24 protein-coding genes are annotated in these 20,817 nt (G+C 63.3%); 13 read left to right on the plus strand and 11 right to left on the minus strand.

The features are described from left to right. From R6U53_RS09245 to R6U53_RS09275, 7 genes are all read left to right on the plus strand, one after another. The coding region (locus R6U53_RS09245; protein ID WP_410322075.1) for an AMP-binding enzyme at window positions 1–762 on the plus strand (762 nt) is incomplete at its 5' end. A 39-nt stretch (window positions 763–801) separates the two neighbouring features. After that, window positions 802–2,220 carry a substrate-binding protein gene (locus tag R6U53_RS09250; protein WP_410322076.1) on the plus strand — a complete coding sequence of 473 codons (1,419 nt, stop codon included), beginning with the start codon at window positions 802–804 and terminating at the stop codon, window positions 2,218–2,220. Window positions 2,221–2,303: 83 nt separating this feature from the next. Beyond that, window positions 2,304–3,239 carry a branched-chain amino acid ABC transporter permease gene (locus R6U53_RS09255; RefSeq protein WP_410322077.1) on the plus strand — a complete coding sequence of 312 codons (936 nt, stop codon included), beginning with the start codon at window positions 2,304–2,306 and terminating at the stop codon, window positions 3,237–3,239. Further along, window positions 3,236–4,321 carry a branched-chain amino acid ABC transporter permease gene (locus tag R6U53_RS09260; RefSeq protein WP_410322078.1) on the plus strand — a complete coding sequence of 362 codons (1,086 nt, stop codon included), beginning with the start codon at window positions 3,236–3,238 and terminating at the stop codon, window positions 4,319–4,321. The genes R6U53_RS09255 and R6U53_RS09260 overlap by 4 nt, the downstream gene beginning before the upstream one ends. Then, the gene (locus R6U53_RS09265) at window positions 4,318–5,076 is read left to right on the plus strand and encodes an ABC transporter ATP-binding protein (RefSeq protein WP_410322079.1); all 759 of its coding nucleotides are present in this window, start codon (window positions 4,318–4,320) and stop codon (window positions 5,074–5,076) included. The genes R6U53_RS09260 and R6U53_RS09265 overlap by 4 nt, the downstream gene beginning before the upstream one ends. After that, window positions 5,073–5,816: an ABC transporter ATP-binding protein gene (locus R6U53_RS09270; protein ID WP_410322080.1), complete on the plus strand. Its 744-nt coding sequence runs from the start codon at window positions 5,073–5,075 to the stop codon at window positions 5,814–5,816. The genes R6U53_RS09265 and R6U53_RS09270 overlap by 4 nt, the downstream gene beginning before the upstream one ends. After that, window positions 5,813–6,514 (plus strand): thioredoxin family protein, encoded by a 702-nt coding sequence (locus R6U53_RS09275; protein ID WP_410322081.1) that lies wholly within the window; start codon window positions 5,813–5,815, stop codon window positions 6,512–6,514. The genes R6U53_RS09270 and R6U53_RS09275 overlap by 4 nt, the downstream gene beginning before the upstream one ends. Window positions 6,515–6,534: 20 nt before the next feature. Here R6U53_RS09275 and R6U53_RS09280 read toward each other — a convergent pair whose 3' ends face one another. After that, window positions 6,535–7,344, minus strand: a complete 810-nt coding sequence (locus tag R6U53_RS09280) for an enoyl-CoA hydratase/isomerase family protein (RefSeq protein WP_410322082.1) — start codon at window positions 7,342–7,344, stop codon at window positions 6,535–6,537. A gap of 139 nt (window positions 7,345–7,483) precedes the next feature. On the opposite strand from R6U53_RS09280, the gene R6U53_RS09285 reads away from it, so the two are divergent. Continuing rightward, the gene (locus R6U53_RS09285) at window positions 7,484–9,079 is read left to right on the plus strand and encodes a class I adenylate-forming enzyme family protein (RefSeq protein WP_410322083.1); all 1,596 of its coding nucleotides are present in this window, start codon (window positions 7,484–7,486) and stop codon (window positions 9,077–9,079) included. 16 nt (window positions 9,080–9,095) lie between these two features. Here the strand turns inward: R6U53_RS09285 and R6U53_RS09290 are convergent, their stop codons facing one another. The 6 genes from R6U53_RS09290 to R6U53_RS09315 form a co-directional block, all read right to left on the minus strand. Continuing rightward, window positions 9,096–9,761, minus strand: a complete 666-nt coding sequence (locus R6U53_RS09290) for a cob(I)yrinic acid a,c-diamide adenosyltransferase (RefSeq protein ID WP_410322084.1) — start codon at window positions 9,759–9,761, stop codon at window positions 9,096–9,098. A 102-nt stretch (window positions 9,762–9,863) separates the two neighbouring features. Beyond that, complete coding sequence (gene nikR, locus R6U53_RS09295; RefSeq protein WP_410322085.1) at window positions 9,864–10,289, minus strand: nickel-responsive transcriptional regulator NikR; 426 nt, start codon at window positions 10,287–10,289, stop codon at window positions 9,864–9,866. Between the two features lie 81 nt (window positions 10,290–10,370). Then, the gene (locus tag R6U53_RS09300) at window positions 10,371–10,694 is read right to left on the minus strand and encodes an ASCH domain-containing protein (RefSeq protein WP_410322086.1); all 324 of its coding nucleotides are present in this window, start codon (window positions 10,692–10,694) and stop codon (window positions 10,371–10,373) included. Window positions 10,695–10,746: 52 nt separating this feature from the next. Further along, window positions 10,747–11,436: a YqjF family protein gene (locus R6U53_RS09305; RefSeq protein WP_410322087.1), complete on the minus strand. Its 690-nt coding sequence runs from the start codon at window positions 11,434–11,436 to the stop codon at window positions 10,747–10,749. Between the two features lie 65 nt (window positions 11,437–11,501). After that, window positions 11,502–11,861, minus strand: a complete 360-nt coding sequence (locus tag R6U53_RS09310) for a DUF5518 domain-containing protein (RefSeq protein WP_410322088.1) — start codon at window positions 11,859–11,861, stop codon at window positions 11,502–11,504. Window positions 11,862–11,926: 65 nt separating this feature from the next. Beyond that, window positions 11,927–12,577 (minus strand): SWIM zinc finger family protein, encoded by a 651-nt coding sequence (locus R6U53_RS09315; protein WP_410322089.1) that lies wholly within the window; start codon window positions 12,575–12,577, stop codon window positions 11,927–11,929. A gap of 116 nt (window positions 12,578–12,693) precedes the next feature. Here R6U53_RS09315 and R6U53_RS09320 point away from each other — a divergent pair, with 116 nt between their 5' ends. Next, on the plus strand, window positions 12,694–12,966 hold the full coding sequence (locus R6U53_RS09320; protein ID WP_410322090.1) for a hypothetical protein: 273 nt from the start codon (window positions 12,694–12,696) through the stop codon (window positions 12,964–12,966). Here the strand turns inward: R6U53_RS09320 and tgtA are convergent. Together tgtA and R6U53_RS09330 are read right to left on the minus strand one after the other, a co-directional pair. Then, the gene (gene tgtA, locus R6U53_RS09325; RefSeq protein WP_410322091.1) at window positions 12,954–14,453 is read right to left on the minus strand and encodes a tRNA guanosine(15) transglycosylase TgtA; all 1,500 of its coding nucleotides are present in this window, start codon (window positions 14,451–14,453) and stop codon (window positions 12,954–12,956) included. The genes R6U53_RS09320 and tgtA overlap by 13 nt on opposite strands. A 63-nt stretch (window positions 14,454–14,516) precedes the next feature. Beyond that, window positions 14,517–14,807, minus strand: a complete 291-nt coding sequence (locus R6U53_RS09330) for a hypothetical protein (RefSeq protein WP_410322092.1) — start codon at window positions 14,805–14,807, stop codon at window positions 14,517–14,519. Window positions 14,808–14,949: 142 nt separating this feature from the next. On the opposite strand from R6U53_RS09330, the gene R6U53_RS09335 reads away from it, so the two are divergent. After that, on the plus strand, window positions 14,950–15,228 hold the full coding sequence (locus R6U53_RS09335; protein WP_410322093.1) for a ubiquitin-like small modifier protein 1: 279 nt from the start codon (window positions 14,950–14,952) through the stop codon (window positions 15,226–15,228). Window positions 15,229–15,294: 66 nt separating this feature from the next. Next, a complete protein-coding gene (locus tag R6U53_RS09340) occupies window positions 15,295–16,419 on the plus strand; it encodes a hypothetical protein (protein ID WP_410322094.1) in 1,125 nt (374 codons plus the stop codon). 31 nt (window positions 16,420–16,450) lie between these two features. On the opposite strand, the gene R6U53_RS09345 is transcribed toward R6U53_RS09340, so the two are convergent. Together R6U53_RS09345 and R6U53_RS09350 are read right to left on the minus strand one after the other, a co-directional pair. Further along, the gene (locus R6U53_RS09345; RefSeq protein ID WP_410322137.1) at window positions 16,451–16,756 is read right to left on the minus strand and encodes a HalOD1 output domain-containing protein; all 306 of its coding nucleotides are present in this window, start codon (window positions 16,754–16,756) and stop codon (window positions 16,451–16,453) included. A gap of 399 nt (window positions 16,757–17,155) precedes the next feature. Then, complete coding sequence (locus tag R6U53_RS09350; RefSeq protein WP_410322095.1) at window positions 17,156–19,096, minus strand: aldehyde ferredoxin oxidoreductase family protein; 1,941 nt, start codon at window positions 19,094–19,096, stop codon at window positions 17,156–17,158. Window positions 19,097–19,261: 165 nt separating this feature from the next. On the opposite strand from R6U53_RS09350, the gene R6U53_RS09355 reads away from it, so the two are divergent. Together R6U53_RS09355 and R6U53_RS09360 are read left to right on the plus strand one after the other, a co-directional pair. Next, window positions 19,262–19,672 carry a VanZ family protein gene (locus R6U53_RS09355; RefSeq protein ID WP_410322096.1) on the plus strand — a complete coding sequence of 137 codons (411 nt, stop codon included), beginning with the start codon at window positions 19,262–19,264 and terminating at the stop codon, window positions 19,670–19,672. 51 nt (window positions 19,673–19,723) lie between these two features. Continuing rightward, window positions 19,724–20,800, plus strand: coding sequence for an archaeosine biosynthesis radical SAM protein RaSEA (locus R6U53_RS09360; protein ID WP_410322097.1), 1,077 nt, complete (start codon window positions 19,724–19,726; stop codon window positions 20,798–20,800). Window positions 20,801–20,817 lie beyond the last annotated feature (17 nt).

Consider the following 20,817-nt stretch of genomic DNA (forward strand, 5'->3'; position numbering starts at 1 on the left):
TGGTACTACACCCACATCGGCGACGAGGAGTGCCCGATCGTCGACACCTGGTGGCAAACCGAGACCGGCGGAATGATGATCACGACGCTACCGGCGATCGAGGAGATGAAGCCGGGGTCGGCGGGGCCGCCGCTGCCCGGGATCGACGCGCGGGTCGTCGACGAGGCGGGGAACGAGGTCGCCCCCGGCGAGGCGGGCTACGTGACCGTCAACAAGCCCTGGCCCGGCATGCTCCGGACGCTGTATCAAAACGACGAGCGGTTCATTTCGGAGTACTGGGAGGCGTACTCCGATCCCGACGCCGACGAGTGGGTGTACTTCCCCGAGGACGGCGCGAAGATCGACGAGGACGGCTACATCACCATCCTCGGCCGGGTCGACGACGTGATCAACGTCTCCGGGCACCGGTTGGGAACGATGGAGATCGAGTCGGCGGTCGTCGACGTCGAAGGGGTCGCCGAGGCCGCGGCAGTCGGCGGCGTTCACGAGATGAAAGGCGAGGCGGTCTACGTCTACGTCATCCTCGAGGACGGCTACGAGGAGGGCGCGGAAATGGAGGCCGCAATCATCGAGGGCGTGGAGGACGCCATCGGCCCGATCGCCCGGCCCGAGGAGGTCATATTCACCCCTGAGCTCCCGAAAACTCGGTCCGGGAAGATCATGCGGCGGCTGTTAGAGGACATCGCAAACGGCGACGAACTCGGTAACACGAGCACGCTTCGGAACCCCGAGATCGTCGAAGACATCGCGAAGAAACTATAACGATAAATTAATATAATAATGGTTAGTTCAGATAATAACATGACGGAGAATGACACACAATCGCGACGCGACGTGCTGAAGACCGCTGGCGCCGCCGGGGCGGCCGGTCTCGCCGGTCTCGCCGGTTGCTTGGAAGGGGAAGGGAACGGTAACGGCAACGGTGGCAACGGCAACGGCAACGGTGGCAACGGCAACGGCAACGGCAACGGAAACGGGGGCGGCGATGACTATCCGTCACTCGGCAACTACCCGATCGAGGGCGACACCGCCGTGCTCGGATTCAACGTCCCCCAGACCGGCCCATACCAGGAGGAGGGTGCCGACGAACTCCGCGCGTACGAGCTCGCTGCGGACCACCTCAACAACGGCGGCGGCTGGGTCGACATGTGGGAAGACCTCTCCGGTGACGGCGTTAACGGCTACGAGATCGACTACGTGACCGGCGATACGGCGACCGATGCCGACACCGCCCGCGAGTCCGCCTCCCGGATGATCCAGCGGGACAACGTCATCATGTTCAGCGGCGGCTCCTCGAGCGCAACCGCGGTCGCCCAACAGGGTCTCGGACAGCGCGAGCGGGTCATCTTTATGTGCTGTCTGACCCACTCGAACGACACCACTGGTCAGGACTGTGTGCGATATGGTTTCCGGGAGATGTTCAACGCGTACATGACCGGCCAGGCGCTCGCCCCGATCGTCGTCGAGGAGTACGGCGATGGGCTGGAGTTCTATCAGCTCTACGCCGACTACACCTGGGGCCAGACCCAAGAGGAGTCGATGCGGGAGTTCTTCGAGGCCGAGGGCTGGAGTGAAGTCGAGAGCGTCCCGACGCCGCTGGGGAGCGACGACTACTCGACGTTCCTCAGTGAGGCGGCTGACTCCGATGCGGAGGTACTCTTCTTGAACCACTACGGGCTGGACCTCGCGAACTCGCTCTCGCAGGCGGTCGACGCGGGGATCGACGATGAGATGGAGATTGTCGTCCCGTTGTACAACGAGCCAATGGCCGAGGCCGCCGGTGACGCGATCGATGGCATCTACGGCAGCGCGGATTGGTCCTCACAGCTCGAAGACGAGTACACGAACGCGCTCGTCGAGGCGTTCGAGGACGAATACGATGAGACACCGAGTTACGCGGCCCGGCTCGCGTACACGGCGACGATGTTGTATGCCGCCGCCGTCGAACGTGCCGGCACCTTCTACCCGCCCGAGGTCATCCGCGAACTCGAGGATTACGAGTACGACAACGCCGGTCTCGGCGAGGAGATCATGCGCGAGTGCGATCACCAAGCGATGCGGGACATCCTCGTCGTCCAAGGGAACGACACCGCGACGCAGGAGGAAACCGGCAACCTCTGGGAGGTCGTCGAGCAGTCGGCGTATCCCGATGACGTCGGGTACGAGTGTGACGAGGGGCCTGCTGCGGAGTGTGAGCTCCCCGAATACGGCGACGAGTAATCCACGCGCCGAACCGTCGATCGCCCTATCCTTATTTAATAAAGACACATGCACATCAACAATCACAACACGGAGGTAGTTCAGTGAGCGTTCTCGCATCGCTCGTTAGTTTCATCATCCAGACGTTCGCCGTTTCGTCGATCTATATATTGGTCGCGATCGGCCTCTCGATCACGCTCGGGACGTTAAAGTTCGTGAACTTCGCCCACGCAGCACTGTATCTGGTGGGCGTCTATCTCGGTCTCCTCGTCGCACTGCAGGTCCGGTTTTCCGGCGATATCGCACGAAGTCTCGGCATCGAGAGTTTCGGGCTCGAATGGGGCTTTCTGGCCGCGCTCATCATCGTCCCGATCATCGCGTTCGGTATCGGGTTGCTTATGGAGCGATATCTGGCGCGGCCGTTCTACGATCGCCCCGACACCGACCAGATCTTGGTCACGTTCGGCGCGTTGTTGATCGTCCAGGAGTTGATCCGGGCGATCGTCGGTGGCCGATCGATCAACTTCTCGCGTCCGGAGTGGGCGGCCGGCGCAATAAGTCTCGGGCCGCTCGGTTCCGTGGCACGCTGGCGACTCTCCATTATCGCAATCACGGCGGTCCTGGTCTTGGCGGTGTACCTGTATATCGAGTACACTGACGTCGGACTCGCCGTCCGGGCCGGTACGGAAGACACTGAAATGCTAAACCTGCTTGGCGTCCGGGCGACTCGCCCGTTTTTGGTCATTTTCGGGATCGGTTCCGGACTGGCCGGTGCTGCGGGCGTCGTTGGTGGACCGGTCTTCAGCGTCGTGCCGGAGATCGGCGTCGGTGTGCTCGTTCCCGCGTTCCTCGTCGTCGTCGTCGGTGGTGTCGGTAGTATCGTCGGGTCAGTGGTCGGTGGACTCCTGATCGGGGCCGTCGAGGTCGGCTTGCAGATGAACTTCCCGACGTGGTCGTCGGTCGGCATCTACGTTCTGGCAGCGATCGTGCTGCTCGTTCGGCCGGCCGGCCTCCTCGGCACAGTGGAGGTGGGAGAATGAGTGAAGAAACCAAGTCAGTCGGCGCGACCGAAACCGCCGATTCGGAGGACTTCTTCGATCGGTGGGACCGCTTCCGGGAGCGGGAGTCGTTCTCGATCCTCGGTGCGATCGCGTTCGTGATAGTCTTCCCGATGATCTTCACGAATCTGCCGGCCTACAGCGGTTACATGTCCCTCGTCGAGTTGATCTACATCTGGGCGATCTTCGCGATCGGGTTCGACCTCCTCTTGGGATACACCGGATTGCTGTCGTTCGGGCACGCGGCGTTCTGGGGAGCCAGCGCGTACGCCGCTGGGATCTTCAGCGCCAACTTCTACGGCGAGCCGCTTCTCATGGTGCTCGTCGCTACGGTCGTCGCGGTCCTCCTCGCGCTCATCCTCGGGTTCCTCTCGTTGCGCCGCGGCGGAATATACTTCGCTATCCTCACGCTGGCGTTCGGACAGATGTTCTACTATCTCGCTCTCGGCCCGTTGGAACCGCTCACTCGCGGTGAAGACGGCTTTACCGGCGTCAGCGTCGAACCGCTGCTCGGAGCGTTGGAGCTCGGTCGAGGATTCGCCGGCGTGCTTGGCACTCTGCTCCACGACATCGGCTACGTGTTCTACGCCGGGTTCTTCATCTTGGCAATCGTGGTTGCTGTCCGGATCGTCCGGTCGCCCTACGGGGCTATTTTCGAAGCCATCCACCAAAACGAACAACGCGTCAATTTCCTCGGACTCAACGTCTGGCGGTACAAACTCGCCGCGTTCACTATCTCGGGTGCCTTCGCCGGCGTCGCGGGCGGACTCCACACCGTCCACGCGACGTACGTCGCGGTCGACTCGCTGTACTGGATCACGAGCGGTGACATCGTGATCATGACCGTCCTCGGCGGCGTCGGGTCGATCTTCGGACCGGTTACGGGCGTGATTGCGTTCCTGTACGTCGAGAACATCGTCTCCGGCGAGATCGCCTTCTGGCTGCTCGTCCTCGGTGTGTTGTTCGTGACCGTCGTCTGGCTGTTCCCCGCCGGAATCTGGGGAATCGTCACCGACGTTCGGTCGGCCGTTCGAAACGTGTTCGATTCGGAGAGTGATTCTTGATGCTGTTAGAAACGAAAGATCTCACGAAAAAGTTCGGTGAACTCACTGCGGTCGACGAAGTAGATCTTCAGATCGAGGAGGGCGAGTCGCTGAGCATTATCGGCCCCAACGGGGCCGGCAAGTCGACTACGGTGAATCTGATCACGGGTCTGTTGAATCCGTCGGAAGGGAAAGTGCTCTTCCGCGGCAACGACATCACCGGCAAGGAGCCCCACAGCATCGTCCAACTGGGACTGAGCAAATCCTTCCAGACGGCCTCGATCTTCCCGGAACTGACCGTTCAGCGCAATGCGACCGTCGCGGCACTCGGCGCAGAACACGGGTCGTTCAGCCTGAACTTCCTCCGACGACTCGTCGATTACGACGACGTCACGGAGCGGGCCGAGGAGACGCTTCGGGACATGGGGCTGTACGAACAGCGCGGCATTCCAGCCGAATCGCTCCCCTACGGTGACAAGCGACGGCTCGAAATGGCCCTGGCGCTGGCGAGCGATCCCGACCTGCTCTTTCTCGACGAGCCGACGGCCGGGATGTCACCTGACGAGACCGACGACACCGTCGACCTCATAGAGCGGATCAAGGAAGAACGTGGCGTCACCATCGTCCTCATCGAACACGACATGGAGATAATCTTCCGCGTCTCCGACCGTATTGCGGTCCTCAACCGCGGCGCGAAGATCGCCGACGGGACGCCCGACGAGATTCGGAACGATCCGGAGGTCCAGGATGCGTACCTGGGAGGGGTCGAGCTATGAGCCTCCTCGAACTCGACGGCGTGAGCTCCTACTACGGGGAGAGTCACATCCTTCGGGACGTGACGATGACCGTCGAGGAGGGGCAGATCATCGCCTTACTCGGCCGCAACGGGGCCGGTAAGACGACAACGCTCAGGAGCATCACCGGTGCTCGTCCGCCGAACGTTCGAAGCGGATCGATCCGCTTCGACGGCACGGATATCACCGGTAAACGGCCGGAGGACATCTCCGCGCTGGGTCTCTCGTTGGTCCCGGAGGAGCGTCGGATGTTCTCGAACCTCACGGTCAGCGAGAACCTCCACGTTCCGGATATCTCCCGCAACCTGCTGAATCGGATCGGTCGTCCCGCGGAGACCGGGAAAACCGGAATCACTGACGAGGAGGTCTACGAGCAGTTCCCCCGTCTCGACGAGCGACGCAACCAGAAGGCTGGGACGCTCTCCGGCGGCGAACAGCAGATGCTCGCCATCGCCCGGACGCTCAAACAGGACACGGAACTGCTCATGCTGGACGAACCGTCGGAGGGACTAGCCCCGCAGATCGTCCAGGATGTGCTCAACATCATCCAGCGGATCGCCGATCAGGGGAAGACTATTCTGTTGGTCGAGCAAAACGCCGTCGCAGCGATGAAACTGGCCGACTACTGCTACGTTCTCGATCAGGGTGCCATCGTCTTCGAAGGACCGTCCGAGGAGCTTCAAGCGAACGAGGAAGTCAGACAGGAGTACCTCGGCGTATGAACGGCGAAGCCGACGCCGTGTCCGGACAGAACTCCCCCGAAGAACGGCTCGAGATCCTCGAAGACGAGGGTGTCGTCACGATCGACGATGAGGACGTGGTCACGCTCACGATGGAGTTCGAATCCACCCGCGGGATCTACCACGATTCGTACGCCGACGTCGAGGAGGCCGAATACCACAAAGCGGTTTCGGACGTCTTCGGAATCGATCCCGGGGACGCGGGTGAGCGACTCGACGACCTCGGGGTCACGCGCGAGCAGTTCATCGCGTTGCTCGCGTTGAACTCCCACGTCGACGGCGAGTATCCACTCATCGAGCGCGCTCACATGGCGATGATGATCACCGGTCTAGCGCCGCCATCCCCCGTCCCCGGGTCGGTTGCCGAACTCGACGACGACTCCTACGGGACGTTCCTCGACGAACACGACCGGGTCGCGGTCACGGTCTGGAAGCGCTTCTGTGCTCCTTGTCGGAAGATGAAAGAGGAACTCGACGGGACCCTTGCGGCGTTCCCGGACGACGTCGCCGTCGCGGGCGTGGACGGTGAGTCGACGCCGGGTTTCTGTCGGACGTTCGGCGTCGAGGCAGCGCCCTCGGTGTTGCTCTTCGAGGACGGCGAACTGGTCGAAACGCTTCGTGGGTACCAGCGCCCCGAAACGATCGAATCGGTCTGCGCGGAAGTCTACGACGACCGATAGCGCGTCGTTCTTTTGCCTGTTCAGGCGTTGGGCCACTCGTCGGCGTCGAGCGGATCGCCGTTCAAGAACGCCTCGATACCGACGCTCGCGTCGGCCGTCGTGCAAAGCGCCGCGAACTGCTCGTTCGAGTGCTCGAGCGCGTCCGTGTACCCCAGTCCTTCCATCTCGTAGTACGCCTTCTTGCCGCGGCGTATCGCGGTCGGGCTCTTCGACGCGATCGTTTCGGCGTACTCCATGGCCGCCTCGACGTGGCCGTCGGCCGACGCAACGCGGTTTATCAGTCCCCACTCGTGGGCCGTTTCCGCGTCGATCAACTCACCGGTCAAGAGTAGCTCCAGACACCGTTTCCGCACCACGGCGTCCATGAGCGGCACCGCAGGGCCCATACAGAAGAGGCCGACCTTCGGTGCGGTCGCGCCGAACATAGTCCCATCCGCGGCGACGGCGAGGTCGCAGGCCGCGACGAGCCCCAACCCGTTCGCGGCGGCGTGCCCGTGTGCGGCGGCGATCACCGGCGTGCCCATCTCGGTGATGGTCACGAACGGTTCCTCCATGCCGGCGACCCACTCCTCGTACGCCGTCTCGTCGTCGAACTGTGCGTGTTCGGTGAGATCGATGCCGGCGGAGAACGCGCTTCCCGCACCGTCGACGACGATCGCTCGGATCTCGGCGTCCGCTTCGAGACGGTGGAGCGCCGAATCGAGTTCGGCGGCGAGCCCCGTACTGAACGTGTTCATCGCTTCGGGGCGATCGAGCGTGATCCGTCCGACGTATCCATCGGTGTCGGTGACAACGGCGTTCTCGTCGTCTCGACTGTCACTATCTGCCATGAAAGAGGACACGGGAGGTTCGCACAAAAAGATTCGCTGTGGCGGTCCCATCCGTCGTTCCAAGTGTCGTAGTCGGTGTATTAGCTGACATTAATGGTGAATGTTCAAGTACCATCGCCGTGCATATCTCACGTGTATTATGAAGCGTGAAATGCTCACGACCGATTTCCTCGATCGGGCGGTCGATCTCTACGACGACGTGACCGGGATCATCGCTCACGACGGCACAGAATACACCTACGCCGAGGTCAACGCCCGCGTCAACCGACTGGCGAACGTCCTCTCTGAACGGGGGATCGACCAGGGCGACAAGGTCGCGCTCCTCGCGCCGAACACGCACTACTTCATCGAGACCCTCTACGCGACGAACAAACTCGGCGCGGTGTTCGTGCCGATGAACTACCGGCTCACGCCCGGCGAGTTGGAATACATCCTCAACGACTGCGACGCCGATCTGGTGATCTCGGACTACGACTACGCCGGGAACATCGAGCCGATCCGGGATTCGGTCCCTGCCGAGCATTTTGTCGGCTACGAAACCGACAAGATCGACGGCGAGTGGGACGATTACGAGGACCTGCTGGCCGATTCGTCGCCCGACGAACCGGATCGACCCGATATCTCCGAGGACGACGACGGCAGCATCAACTACACGTCGGGGACCACGGGCGACCCGAAGGGTGTCGTCCGAACCCACCGGACGGAACACTGGCACGCGCTGGTACTCAACCAGCACATGGAGATCCGCGACGACGACAACTACCTCTGGACGCTGCCGATGTTCCACTGCAACGGCTGGGGACACACGTATGCGATCACCGGTACCGGCGGCACGCACGTCTGTCAGCGGACCTTTGACGCCCAGGACACCTTCGAGCGCGTCCGCGAGTACGACGTCAGCTTCATGTGCGGTGCGCCGACGGTGCTCAACAACCTCATCCAGTACTACGAGAACAACGACGTGGTGACGACGGGAGACCGCGACGTGCGCATCGCGACCGCCGGGAGCGCCCCGGCGACCGCGACGATCGAGGCGATCGAGGACGAGTTCGGCTGGCGTATCATCCACATCTACGGCCTCACGGAGACCGCCCCGATTATCACGACCAGCAACTCCCCGCGCAGGCTGGCCGAACGCGGTCGAAATCTCAAGGTCAATCAGGGAAGCGAAGCCCTCTGTACGGACGTTCGCGTCGTCGACGAGGACGGCAACGACGTCCCCGCCGACGGCATGACGATCGGCGAAATCGTCGTGCGAGGCAACCAGGTGATGGACCGATACCTCAACAAGCCCGAGATCACCCACGAGGCGTTCAACGAACGTATCGAGGGGTACTTCCACACCGGCGATCTCGCGACCATCGACGAGGACGGAATGGTCTCGATCCAGGATCGAAAGAAGGATATCATCATCTCCGGCGGTGAGAACATCTCCTCGATCGAGGTCGAGGACGCCCTCTACGACCACCCCGGCATCCTGAAGGCCGCGGTCATCCCGGTCCCGAGCGAAAAGTGGGGCGAGACGCCGAAGGCGCTCGTCGTCGAACAACCCGACGCCGACCTCACCGAGGAGGAGGTCATCTCGTTCGTCAAGGACAACCTGGCGAGCTACAAGGCCCCGACGAGCGTCGAGTTCGTCGAGGACTTCCCGGAGACGGCGACCGGGAAGGTACAAAAGTACGAGATCCGCTCGGAGTACTGGGACAGCGAAGAGCGGATGGTCGGCCAGGAGTAATCGCGTCGCGTCCGAGTCAGTACTCGGTACCCTTCCTGGCGCGTTGTCCGGCGTCGATCGGATGCTTTTCTTTGCGAACGTTCGTGACGAGATCTGCGTGCTCGATGAGGTATTCCGGTCTCCTATGGCTTCCCGAGAGGACGAGTTCGAGGCCGTCCGGTTTCGTCTCGACCAACTCGACAACCGTCGCCGGATCGACGAGCTCCCTGTCGGCCGCGTAGAGTATCTCGTCGAGTACGAGCATGTGGACGCCGGCCTCGGGATCGCCGTCGAGATCGAACGGCGTCGAGAGATCCGCGTCAGCCGCGGCCTCAACGAGTTCGCGGGCTCGCTCGAAGCCCGCTTCGGCTTGGCTCTCGTGATCGCGTTCCTCGCTGCCGTCGTTCATCGCGTGCCAGCCGTAGTGGCCGCGGTTCTCGTATGTGAGGCCGGGCATCGCGGCGATGGCGTTGTACTCGCCGCGGACGTCCTCGACGCTGTCCGCGCCGCCTTTCATGAACTGGAGGACGTGGACGCGATAGCCGTGACCCGCCGCCCGAAACGCCATCCCGAGCGTCGCCGTCGTCTTGCCCTTTCCGTCGCCCCACCACACCTGCGTGAGGCCGAACTCCTCGGGGGCCGCCGGTCCGATCGTACGCGCCTCGGGTTTTCGTCCCCGTCCCGGCGTGTTTCGCTGGGTCATACCCACCCTTCGTCGTGGTCGAACATCATACCCACGGACTCTTCGAGAAGGCGTATCACTCGATCTCCGTGAACATCGACGGTCCGCCCGACGAGTGTCCGACTACTCGGCGAGCGTCGCGCCGAAGTCGTCGATCGGGACGACCGAGTAGTCGACCGAGAGGATGTCGCTCGTCGCCCGGATCTTTCCCACGAACGTCGAAATATCTTCAAGGGTTCCCTCGAGGATAAAAAGCTCCATGCAGTAATGGTCCCCGACGTGGTTGTGGACGTTCGAGACGACCAGCCTCTCGTGGTCGTGACGGATGTGCATCATTCGCTCTTCGGCGCTCGACGTCTCGTGGTCGAAGACGACGGTGACGACGCTCATCAGGTCGCGTCCCTCGAGTTTCTTGTCCTCGAACTCGCCGAGCAGGTTTCTGGACGCTTCCCGGACGACCTCGCTGCGACCCGTGTAGCCATGCTCTTCGGCGAATTCGTCGAGTCGCTCCAACAGTGAGTCTGGCATCGAAACGCTAACCACGGTCATGTATTAACTCAACACATCATTTATATTAAGGATTACGTGTACGTGGCTGCCGCTTCGGCTAACGCTGTGAACACGTCGCGATTACTCGATCCGGCCGAACCGGTACGTGACGATCTCGCTCGTTTCGTCCCACTCGAAATCGCCCGGATGAACGCGCTCCATACGCGCCTTGTACGCCTCCAGAGAGGGTGATCCCTCCCGCCGTGCGTCCTCGTCGGTCAGTTCACCGAGCGTTTGCACGTCGACGGCGGTCACCTCGAACTCGGTGCCGTTCAGATCGAACGTATCGCCCACCTCGGCGTAACGGTTCGCCGCCCCGCGGCTCAGTTGTGTCACGTCACCGTCCAACACGGCGCTTTTCACTCGGTCGTTCGGAAGTAGCGCGTCCGCATCTATTTCGACCATAGTGGCGGTTGGTGCGCGAGATGCTTAACGACCGGTGACTGTCGGGTCTCTATCACGATCGTTGACTCCGTGAAGCGACCACGTCGAGGCCCGGGCTGTAGTAGTACACCGGCTCCGCATCCGGTCGACCGAAGCCGTTCGCCGAAAGGAGCGTGTCCGTCTCGATCTCGGCGGTCGCCGGATAAAGCGTCCACGGCTCGTGCTCGACGTCAGTGTACCGTATCGTCCCGTCTTGGGCCTCGGTGTAGAACCGATAGCGCTCGACGAGGAACTCACCGAACGGGTCGTCGGGTGCCGAGAACGGTTCGTCGGTCGGCCAGTAGATTCCCTCGTATTGCGCCGGCCGGGCTCCCGGATGTCTGCGACGGCTCGTGAATCGTACGCGCCCGTCCGTCCACTCCAATGCGATTCGCGCGTAGTAGTATGGGAGGTGATGAAACAGACGGGCACCGAGAACGCTCGCGAGACCCTGCGCGTCGAGGCTGAAGAAGTAGACGCTCCGAACGCCGTCGTGAGTGACGTACGTCCTGACGTTGAGTTCGGGCAGTCGAACTCCGAGCGCTTCGGGAACGCCTGCGGGCCGGACGGCGACGTTCGTGAACGGCACGACCGAGAGCCACGCCGAACCGTCGTACACGTCCGAAGTGAGCCCGGCGGGGAGGTGGGCGTCCGCTATCGCGGGATCGATCGGCCAGTTCTCGAACAGGAGGTGTCGCCACCCCATCGCTAGGGGGAAAACCATGCGCTCACTTCGCCGTCCGCGAGCAAATCCCTTTTGTCCGCCGTCGTCCGAGAACGCAGTCGCGATCAGTTGAGCAGGCCGCCGATCGCGCCGCCGATCGCGCTGTCGATCGCGAGCAAGAGAGCGATCACCGCCCCGACGGCGAAGACGCTGAATCCGCCAAGGAAGCCGAATGGACCGCTGATCGCGACGCCGGTGATGGTGACGACGATCGCGAGGAGGACGGCGACGACCAGTCCGCCCAGTGCGCCGGCGAGTAGCCCGTGCCATGCGCCGCTTCCGACTCCGCCGTCCGCGAGGTACCCGGCGACGAATCCGCCGATGAGGCCCGCACCGGCGTGGCCGATGACCGGGATCGCGAAGGCGAAGACGCTCACGACGACCCCGACCAGAAATCCGACCGACACCGCTTTCCAATCAGTCATATCCGCCGTAGGCTGAGCGGACGGATATGTTTGCCGGCCTCTTCGCTCGATGGGGCCGTTTTCGATCACTCGATGAGCATCTCGTCGCGGGCGGCGAGCCGAGAGCGGGGGAAGGCGTACCGGGGTCGATCCTCGATGTCGGCGTCGGGATCACCGCTGAACGGGTAGACTACCTCGACGACCGGAGCGTCCGCCGGATAGCCGTCGTTCTTCGGGTACTCCGCGACGGTACAGTCGGCGGCCTCGACGTAGCGTTCGGCGGCCGTCTCGTCGGTCATCCGGTAGACGACGACGGTGTCGCCGGTTTCGCGATCCGTGGCGATATCGCTGCGTCCGAGTCGGCAGTCGTCGCAGACGGGTATCGCCGTCGATTCGGGAACGAACGACGGGCGGCGACAGACCGCACAGTCGGCGAGGCGTCGCCCCGGTGGTGGGACCCGTCGCTCCGTGACTTCGATCGCGACGCGCCGGAGGTGTTTACAGCGTTCACCGCGGATCTCGTGGTCCGGACAGCTACATTCGCTCGCCGACAGGTCGACGACGTACGTCGCTCCGGAGGCGCTGTCGACGGCGTATCGCCCGCGACCGAGCGGTCGAACGGCCATCGGTTCGGTCCAGGCTCTGGCAGCCCGAGCGTCGAGCCGCTCCGTATCGGGCGATAGCGGCCGGCGAGCCGGCGAGTCCGATGACGCGGGTGTGTATGCTGGATGCGTCATTGTATATAAATACACGTGCTCGACGGTATTGAGCCGTTCGGCGAACCGTATCCGCACGAAGGCGGCGCCTTCGGCCGAACATAAACCGTTATCTAATAGACACGCTATGACGTGTCATGGATACGTTGCCGTCCATTCAGGACGGTCTTACCCCGCTCGTGACGTACGCGATCGAGGACGACGAGACTGTCGTCGAGGCCATCGTCCGGGCATTCGGTGCCGCCGGCGTGGATACGTACGACCGCGACGAGCCGTTGTACGATTGGGTCCCGATCGACTGTCTCGAACGGTTCGATTGGGACTCGGGACGACCGCTCCGCGTTTCGACGATCATCTGGGACCATCCGACGATCATCACCGACGAGAGCGTCGAAGTCTACGACGATTGAGTCCCGGGATCTTCGCTCTCGGGCCCGAGCGACAGCACGTCGACGCCGTCGGGGAGCCGCCGGAGCGCCGAGTCCGGCCAATCCCACTGAGCCACGCTGAACTCGGTGTCGGGGTTTGCTTCCACCAACGTGACAACGCCGTCGGCGGCCGCCTCGTACCCGGCTCGATCGAGCCGCTCGGGCCGTTCGACCGTTAGCGGATAGCTATCGGAGAGGGCGGGTGGAACGGGGCCGAACGGCGGGTTGAGCCGCCACGTCTCGTCGAAGCGGCCGTTGTCGTCACCCGCCGAGAGCAACACCCGATCGCACTCGACCGAGAGCCGCGAGAGGCGGTCGTGATGCCTGTGGACTTCCGGTCGGCGTGCCGAGTCGGCGGAGAGGTAAAAAAACGATCCCTTCGAGACGGGATCGGCCCGTTCGAGCGCGGCCGAATCGTCGAGCAGCGCCCGGTAGCCGTCGACCATCGCCGGGTGATTCCGCGCGCGTCGTTCGAGCAACTCGAAGAGGTTCCCCTCGCGGATGGCCTGTTTCACCGTCCGAAGCTCCCTGTAGCTGACGTGGAGGTTGTGTCGGGCCAACAGCTCTTCGCGCCGATCCGCCGGCAGCGATCGGAGCGATTCGGGCGTGTGCTCAGCACACACGTGACACGAGCAGGGGAAGTAGTCGAGATCGTCGAGGTGGTCGGTGCCGGCGACGGTGAGATAGCGGCCGTCGCGAGCGTAGAGCGCGTAGGCGGCCGAGTCGAACAGGTCGCAGCCGGCGGCGACCGCGAGCGCGAACATCATCGGGTGGCCGGCTCCGAAGAGGTGGACCGGTGCGTCCGCTCCGAGCCCGCGCTTTGCGGCCCGGACGACGTCGACCATCTCGGCGTAGCGGTAGCCGTTCATCAGCGGGACGACGGCTCCGACCGGGAACACGTCGAGGTTTGTCCCGTACGCGTGTGCCGCGGCCGATTCACGGAGGTCGGGATACGTCGAGCCCTGAATCGGTGCATTGACCAGCATCTCGCCGACGTCGACCGATCGGGCGGCGTCGAGCCTCGATTTCGTCGTCTCCAGTTCCGATTCGGCTCGTTCGCGCGACACGCCCGGCGGGGTCGGGATGTCGATCGGCGTGCCAACGTGCGAGCCGATATCGCGTTGGAACTCGAGTATCTCGGCGTTCGTCACGGATATCTCGCCGTACTCGGAGAGCTGAAACGAGCCCGAATCGGTCATGATCGCCCCGGAGAAATCGTACAATTCGGCGAGTCCGTCCTCGAGCGCCCGCTCCCGGAACTCATCGCTCTTGTACAGGATGTACCCGTTCGTGATGAGGATCTCCGCGTCGAACTCCGATTCGAGGGTCGCGGGCTCTACGGTTCGGAGATGCGGATTGATGACCGGCAACAGCGCCGGCGTTTCGACGGTCACGCCAGCACGGGGGACGGTCAACTCGCCGATCCTCCCGGCGCCGTCGGCGTCCCGAAGCTCGAAGATCTCACGCATTGGCGGGTCGACGGTGTCGGGAGGGATAAGCCGATTGAAACCCGGTTGTCGCGGATCGTCCCTTCATTTCGGGTCGCAGCCAAAATACGCTCGGGGGTCTTTGTGTCGCTCCTCGAGCCTGCACCGGTAACGATCGACACGAAGCGGCTCCTCGATCGCCTGGCGTCCGATCGCGGCGCGGACTTCGAGTTCGGTTCCGACCCCACGAAGGGCGATCTCAGCGAAGCGGTCCGAGCGTTCGAAGCCGATTGACTCTACGGGCATCGGATCGCAAGACAGCGTCTCGGTCCGTACTTCGTCGCGAACGACCGGTACGGCAAGCGCGAACTTGATCTCATCGAGGAGGTCGTCCACGAGGAGTACGCTGACCTCGACACGTGCGTTCGAACCCGACGCTTCGAGTGCAGTCGGCTTCGGGGCGGCTGTAGGGGATCCCGATGGGGCGTTCTCGATCCGGATGCCAAACGCATAAGACGACCGATCGCCACCCTCCTGTATGGAATGGCGACTCTTCGCGAACCTCGCAGAGGCCGCCGGCACCAAGCGCGCCGAGGTCGACGCGGCGGCCGGTGACACGCTCGGCGACGCCTTCGAACAACTCCTCGGTGGTCATCCCGACCTCGAACCCATCGTCGTCGACGCCGACGGCGACCTCCGAGAGCACATCCGCCTGTTGCACAACGGCGACGATCCGTTTACCGGCGGCGAGGGGTTCGACACCGTCCTCGAGACCGACGACCAACTCGCGCTGTTCCCGCCCGTCAGCGGCGGGTGAAGATAACTCAAGGGATCGTTTGACGTTTCGGAAGCGATTCACCATCCGAGCATCTGCGTACCGATCATGCCCTCCAATAGACGGACGTTGCTTCGACGTACCGCGGCCGGCCTCATCGCCGCGTTCGCTGGCTGTCTCGGCCGAAACGGACCGGACGACGGCGGGAACGGCGACGATCCGGACGACGGCGTCGACGCGTCGGAGACGATCCCGTTCGTCACGCACACCACCTCTCCGTGGTGGCACGGCGAGGACGACATCGGTCGGGTTATCCTCGTCGACGACAGCGAGCGTCAACGAGCCGTCCTCGGCCGATACGACCTTTCCGAGTCGCGACGGGAGGATCTCCGGGCGTTCCTCTCGGGGATCGACTACGAAACCGAACGCCTCCTGTCGGTCGAGTCGGTGGGACCGAACGCCTGCCACGATGAACTCGAGATCGATTCGGTTCGCGTCGGGAACGACGACCTCCTCGCGGACGCGGTCGTCGTCGATTCGAGCGACGGCTCGACCGGCTGTGCCGAGGTGATCACGTTCCCATCGTCGCTCGCCAGAGTCGCTTTCGATAGCGCACCGCCCGACGAGGCGACCGTCGAGTTGACCGACGGCTGGGGTGAAACGGCGACCGTACGGGCCACCAGCGACGACCCGATCGGCCCCGATCTCGACTCGCTCGACGGTGTCGTTCGGCCGGACGGTGACCCGGAGCCGATCGCCGCCTTAGAGTGTGACGAGGAGGGGGTCGAGCGACACTATTCGGGGTTCGACAGCGACGACCTCGCGTGGGGAACCGTCGAACGCGACGACGACCCGATCCTCGCGCTGCGGATCGATCACCCCGACTACGAGTACGGCGACGAGGCTCGCGTTCGACTGACGAACGTCGCCGACCGACCGATCGAAACCGGCAACGACGCGAAATACAACCTGCAGGCGTACACCGAAGCCGGCTGGCAGGACGTGAGAGTCAGCGACGAGAATCGTCCGTTCGCCTACACCGACGAGGCGATCGGTCACGCTCCTGGTGACGGCTTCGAGTGGTCGTTCGGGCTGACCGAAGACGGTATCGAAGCGACGTCGACGCACGACCACGCACGGGTCTGTCCGGATCTCCAGTCGGGTCGGTATCGCTTCGTCTTTTGGGGTGTGATCGGCGGATCGGCGGCCGTCGGCTTCGACCTTCGGCGGTGAACGGTTCGATTCGACGACCGCCGGCGTCGGATCACTCGATGTCAGCGTCGATGCCGACCGTTCCGGCTGTCGATCCGGGGAGGGTTCGCTCTTCGATCGTCACGGTGACCTCGTCCCCGCCGGTGATTCGGACGTCGTACCCGGCGTAGACGAACTCCGTCGTGATCGCCGGGGATTTCGTTCGTCCCCGAGCGAACAGTTTATCGAGCGCGTCGGGATCGACGTAGTAGTACAGCGGTGGGAGGACCGTCGTATCGACGTGTGCCGCGTCCGCCACGGCTTCGATCAGGGTTTCGCTGACGGTGGTCTCGCCGTCCACGTTCATATCGGGAACCATGAGTGTCACCGTTTCGAATACGTACTCTGTAGGTAAAACGATTTAGCTCGAAGATGCTGTACTATCTCGCTCATATCCGCGTTCGATGTGTGTTTTCAAGCGTACGTTCCGCAATTGCTACATTTTCATACCGCGTCGGAGAACATCGGGATTAACTATCTCTGCGGTCGGCAAAAGCCCGGTCGCAGAGGCGCACCCGTAGGCGTGCGTTCGAACGGCGGGACGTTGAAGCTGAATGGCGAGTATCCGTCTGGCCTTCTATCGGGTTAGAACGGGAGTTCACGCTGAATGCTACACTCTTCAGAGCGTGGCAGCTTGCTCTCGAATGGCACGCCGCGATCGCCGGACTCGTCCGGTTTCGACCGTGCGGGGAAAAAACGCGTCTATCGGACCGCCCGCTTAGTCGTCTGCGGGGGCTGCCGAATCGCCGGCGGAGACGCCGGTTCCCGGTCCGACGTCGATGTCGAGCTCGTCGAGTTTCTCGTCGGTAACGACGCCGTCGACCCAGCCGCGGACGTCGTAGTACTCGGCTTTCATCTCGTCGAGTTCGACGAGGCTGCCGTCGACGCCGCCCTGTCCGGGCACCGCGCCCTCGGCACCCTCGACGAACCGCGCGGGAAGATCGTCGTCCGCCCCGTCGAAGCCGTTGAGGTTGTTGTAGTAGCGCTCGAGGGCGTAGATACGCTCACCGGTGGTCATCAGTTCGTCCTCGGTCACGTCCCGGCCGGTCATGCCGTTGTACTGAAGGACGTACTCCTCGATGCCTTCCGCGAAGGCGTTGAATTTACAGATATCGAAGCTGTCGGAGATCGAGTGCAGATCCTGGAACAGCGCGGTGAGCTCACCCTTGCCCTCCCATTCGACGGGGTCGACCTTCTCGGGGATGCCCAAGATCTCCGCCGATGGCGTGTAGCCGCGCAGGTGGCACGCGCCACGGTTCGAGGTCGCGAAGGCGATACCCATGCCCTTCATACAGCGGGGGTCGTAGGCGGCGATCGTCTGGCCCTTCACCGCGAGGGAGTTGTCGTGGGCGTCCATGCGCTCTGCGACGCGGCGTGGCCCCTCGGCGAGGAGGTCGGCGAGGTCGCCGTCGCGGTTCGCGACCTTCGTGAGCATCTCGATCATCTCTTCGGAGTCGCCCCAGTCGATCCCCTCGCCGAGGTCGTCGAGTTTGCCCTCCTCGGTCATCTCCATGGCCATCGCGAGCATGTTGCCCGCCTCGATGGTGTCCATGCCGTGGTCGTTACAGCGTTGGAGCATGAGCGCGATTTCGTCGCGGTCGGTGTGCCCGGCGTTCGGCCCGAGCGCCCACGCCGATTCGTACTCGTAGGACTCCGTGCGAACGTTCATCTCCTCGCCTTTGTGCATCACGTCGACTTCGACTTCCTTCTTGCAGGCGACGGGACAGGAGTGACAGGTCGGTTCGTCGACGAGGATGTTCTCGCGGACGTTCTCCCCGGAGACCTTCTCGGCGTCGAAGCTCTCGTCACTGTAGCCGCCATCGCGGGCGTCGCCGGTCGAGGTGAACTTGCCGTTTTTCGTCGGGAGCCCGGACATCTCCTCTGTGGCGTTCATGAGGACGTTCGTGCCGTACAGCGAGAGGCCGCCCTCGTTGGGCGCGGTCACGTCGGACTCCTGAATGAGCTGCATGGCCTGTTTGTGACCTTTTTTGAACGTCTCTGGATCCGCGGGTTTCGGCATCTTCGTCCTGGATTTGACGACGACGGCTTTGAGATTCTTCGAGCCCATGACGCAGCCGGTGCCGCCGCGACCCGAGGCGCGGTCGTCCTCGTTCATGATGCAGGCGTATCGAACGCCGTTTTCGCCGGCCTCACCGATGCCCATCACGGAGAGGTTCTTGCCGTAGGCGCCGTCGACTTCGGCTTCGAGCGTATCGCGCGTCTCGTGGAAGCCCATCCCCCACAGGTGGGAGGCGTCGCGCAACTCGACTTCGCCGTCCTCGACGACGGCGTAGACGGGGTCGTCCGCTTTTCCCTCGAACAGGAGGCCGTCGAAGCCGGCCCACTTGAGTCGGGCGCCGGACCAGCCGCCGTGGTGGGAGTCGGTGACGGTGCCGGTCAGCGGTGACTTGGTACAGACGGCGATCCGGCCGCTCATCGTCACTTGTGACCCCGTCAGTGGGCCGTTCATGAACGCGAGGAGGTTCTCGGGTTCGAGCGGATCGACGTCGGGGCCCTGGTCGAAAACGTATTTGACGCCGAGACCGCGCGCGCCGATATACTTCTCCGCGTCTTCTTGATCGATGCTCTCGTAGTCGACGCTCGCCTCGGAGAGGTCGACGCGAGCGACGTGGTCGTGGAATCCGCCTAAATCGGTCATGATAGTGTTCAACACTAGCTAGTAGTGCGCTACTGTGGTAATAGTTGCTACCTCCACGTAACCGGAATAGATTACTCGCCGGTTCGAGCAGATCGAGCGTAGCCGCGTTCGCCTGTCCGATTGCGGAATCGTCGTCTTGAAACGCTCGCGTGCGTAGTGGTGGGCGTGACACACATTTCGCCGCTCCCGCGGTCGCTCCGATACGTCGGTGCGATCGGCTGTGCGATCGTGATTCTCTATGGGTCGGTCATTGACCCCGGCGACGGAGTCCCGCGGACGCTCTTCGGGATCGGCTTCACCGTCTACCTGCACTTCATCGCCTACGCCGGCTTCACGGGTGCTCTCTGCTACGCCGTGCTCTCGACTGATCGTCGAACGCTTCTCGTCGCCGCGACGGTTGCGGCGCTGTACGGTATCGCGGTCGAACTCGTTCAAGCGACGATCCCCTATCGGACGATGTCCGCGCTGGATATACTGATAAACGCGGCCGGAGCGACGGCGGGCGCGGCGTGGTGGTGGCTCGTCGCGCCGTGGTTCGGTGCCGACGGGGGCGACCAACAGACCGCCGAGGCGTAGTCCGACGGGGCTTTCGACACGGATTTACGGCCCGCCCGGTTAGTTCGGCCAATGAGTCAGCCGACGCCGGAGGTTTACGAGACGGGGCGGGGGATGGACGCCCACAACGAGGTGATGCGCGAGATCAGGGCGCGAAACGACCAGAGTTACGATCCAACGGAGCCGACCCGAGTGTGGCTCGACGAGGACAACACCCCCGACGGGGTACGAAACTCCCTCACGATCATCCTCAACACCGGCGGCTGTCGGTGGGCCCGCGCGGGCGGCTGTACGATGTGCGGCTACGTCGCCGAATCGGTCGATGGGGGGAGCGTCGGTCACGGGAACTTGATGCGACAGATCGAGTACTGTCTCGACCACGAGGCGGACAACGACGACGAGGCCGCGGAACTCATCAAGATTTACACGTCCGGGTCGTTCCTCGACGAGCGGGAGGTCCCCGCCGAGACGCGCGATGCGATCGCCGAAACCTTCGCCGACCGCGAGCGGCTGGTCCTCGAATCGCTCCCCGATTTCGTCGATCGCGAGAAACTCGCGGATTTCACCGATCAGGGCCTCGAAATCGACGTCGCGATCGGGCTCGAAACCGCGACCGACCGCGTCCGCCACGACAGCGTCAACAAGTACTTCGATTTCGCTGACTTCGAGGGGGCCTGTGCGGAGGCGCGAGCAGCCGGTGCGGGCGTGAAAGCGTATCTACTCATGAAACCGCCGTTTCTCGCCGAACCCGACGCCGCTGCGGACATGACGCGATCGATCCGCCGGTGTGCCGCCGTCGACGGCTGCCACACGGTCTCGATGAACCCCTGCAACGTCCAGCGGTACACGATGGTCGAGGAGCTGTATCACGACGGCGGCTATCGCCCGCCGTGGCTGTGGTCGGTCGCCGACATACTCGCGTCGACCGCCGACGAGGACGCGCTCGTCGTCTCCGACCCCGTCGGCCACGGCTCCGATCGCGGCCCGCACAACTGCGGGGAGTGCGACGATCTCGTCCAGCGGGCTATCAAGGACTTCAACCTCCGACAGGATCCATCGGTGTTCGAGGAGGTCTTCTGTGACTGTGAGGCGACGTGGCAATACGTGATGGGCGAGGAGACTGCGTACAACCAGCCGTTGGTACGGTAACCTCCGCTTTCGAATGC

It is taken from the genome of Natronomonas sp. (assembly GCF_046483325.1).
Taxonomy (GTDB): domain Archaea; phylum Halobacteriota; class Halobacteria; order Halobacteriales; family Haloarculaceae; genus Natronomonas.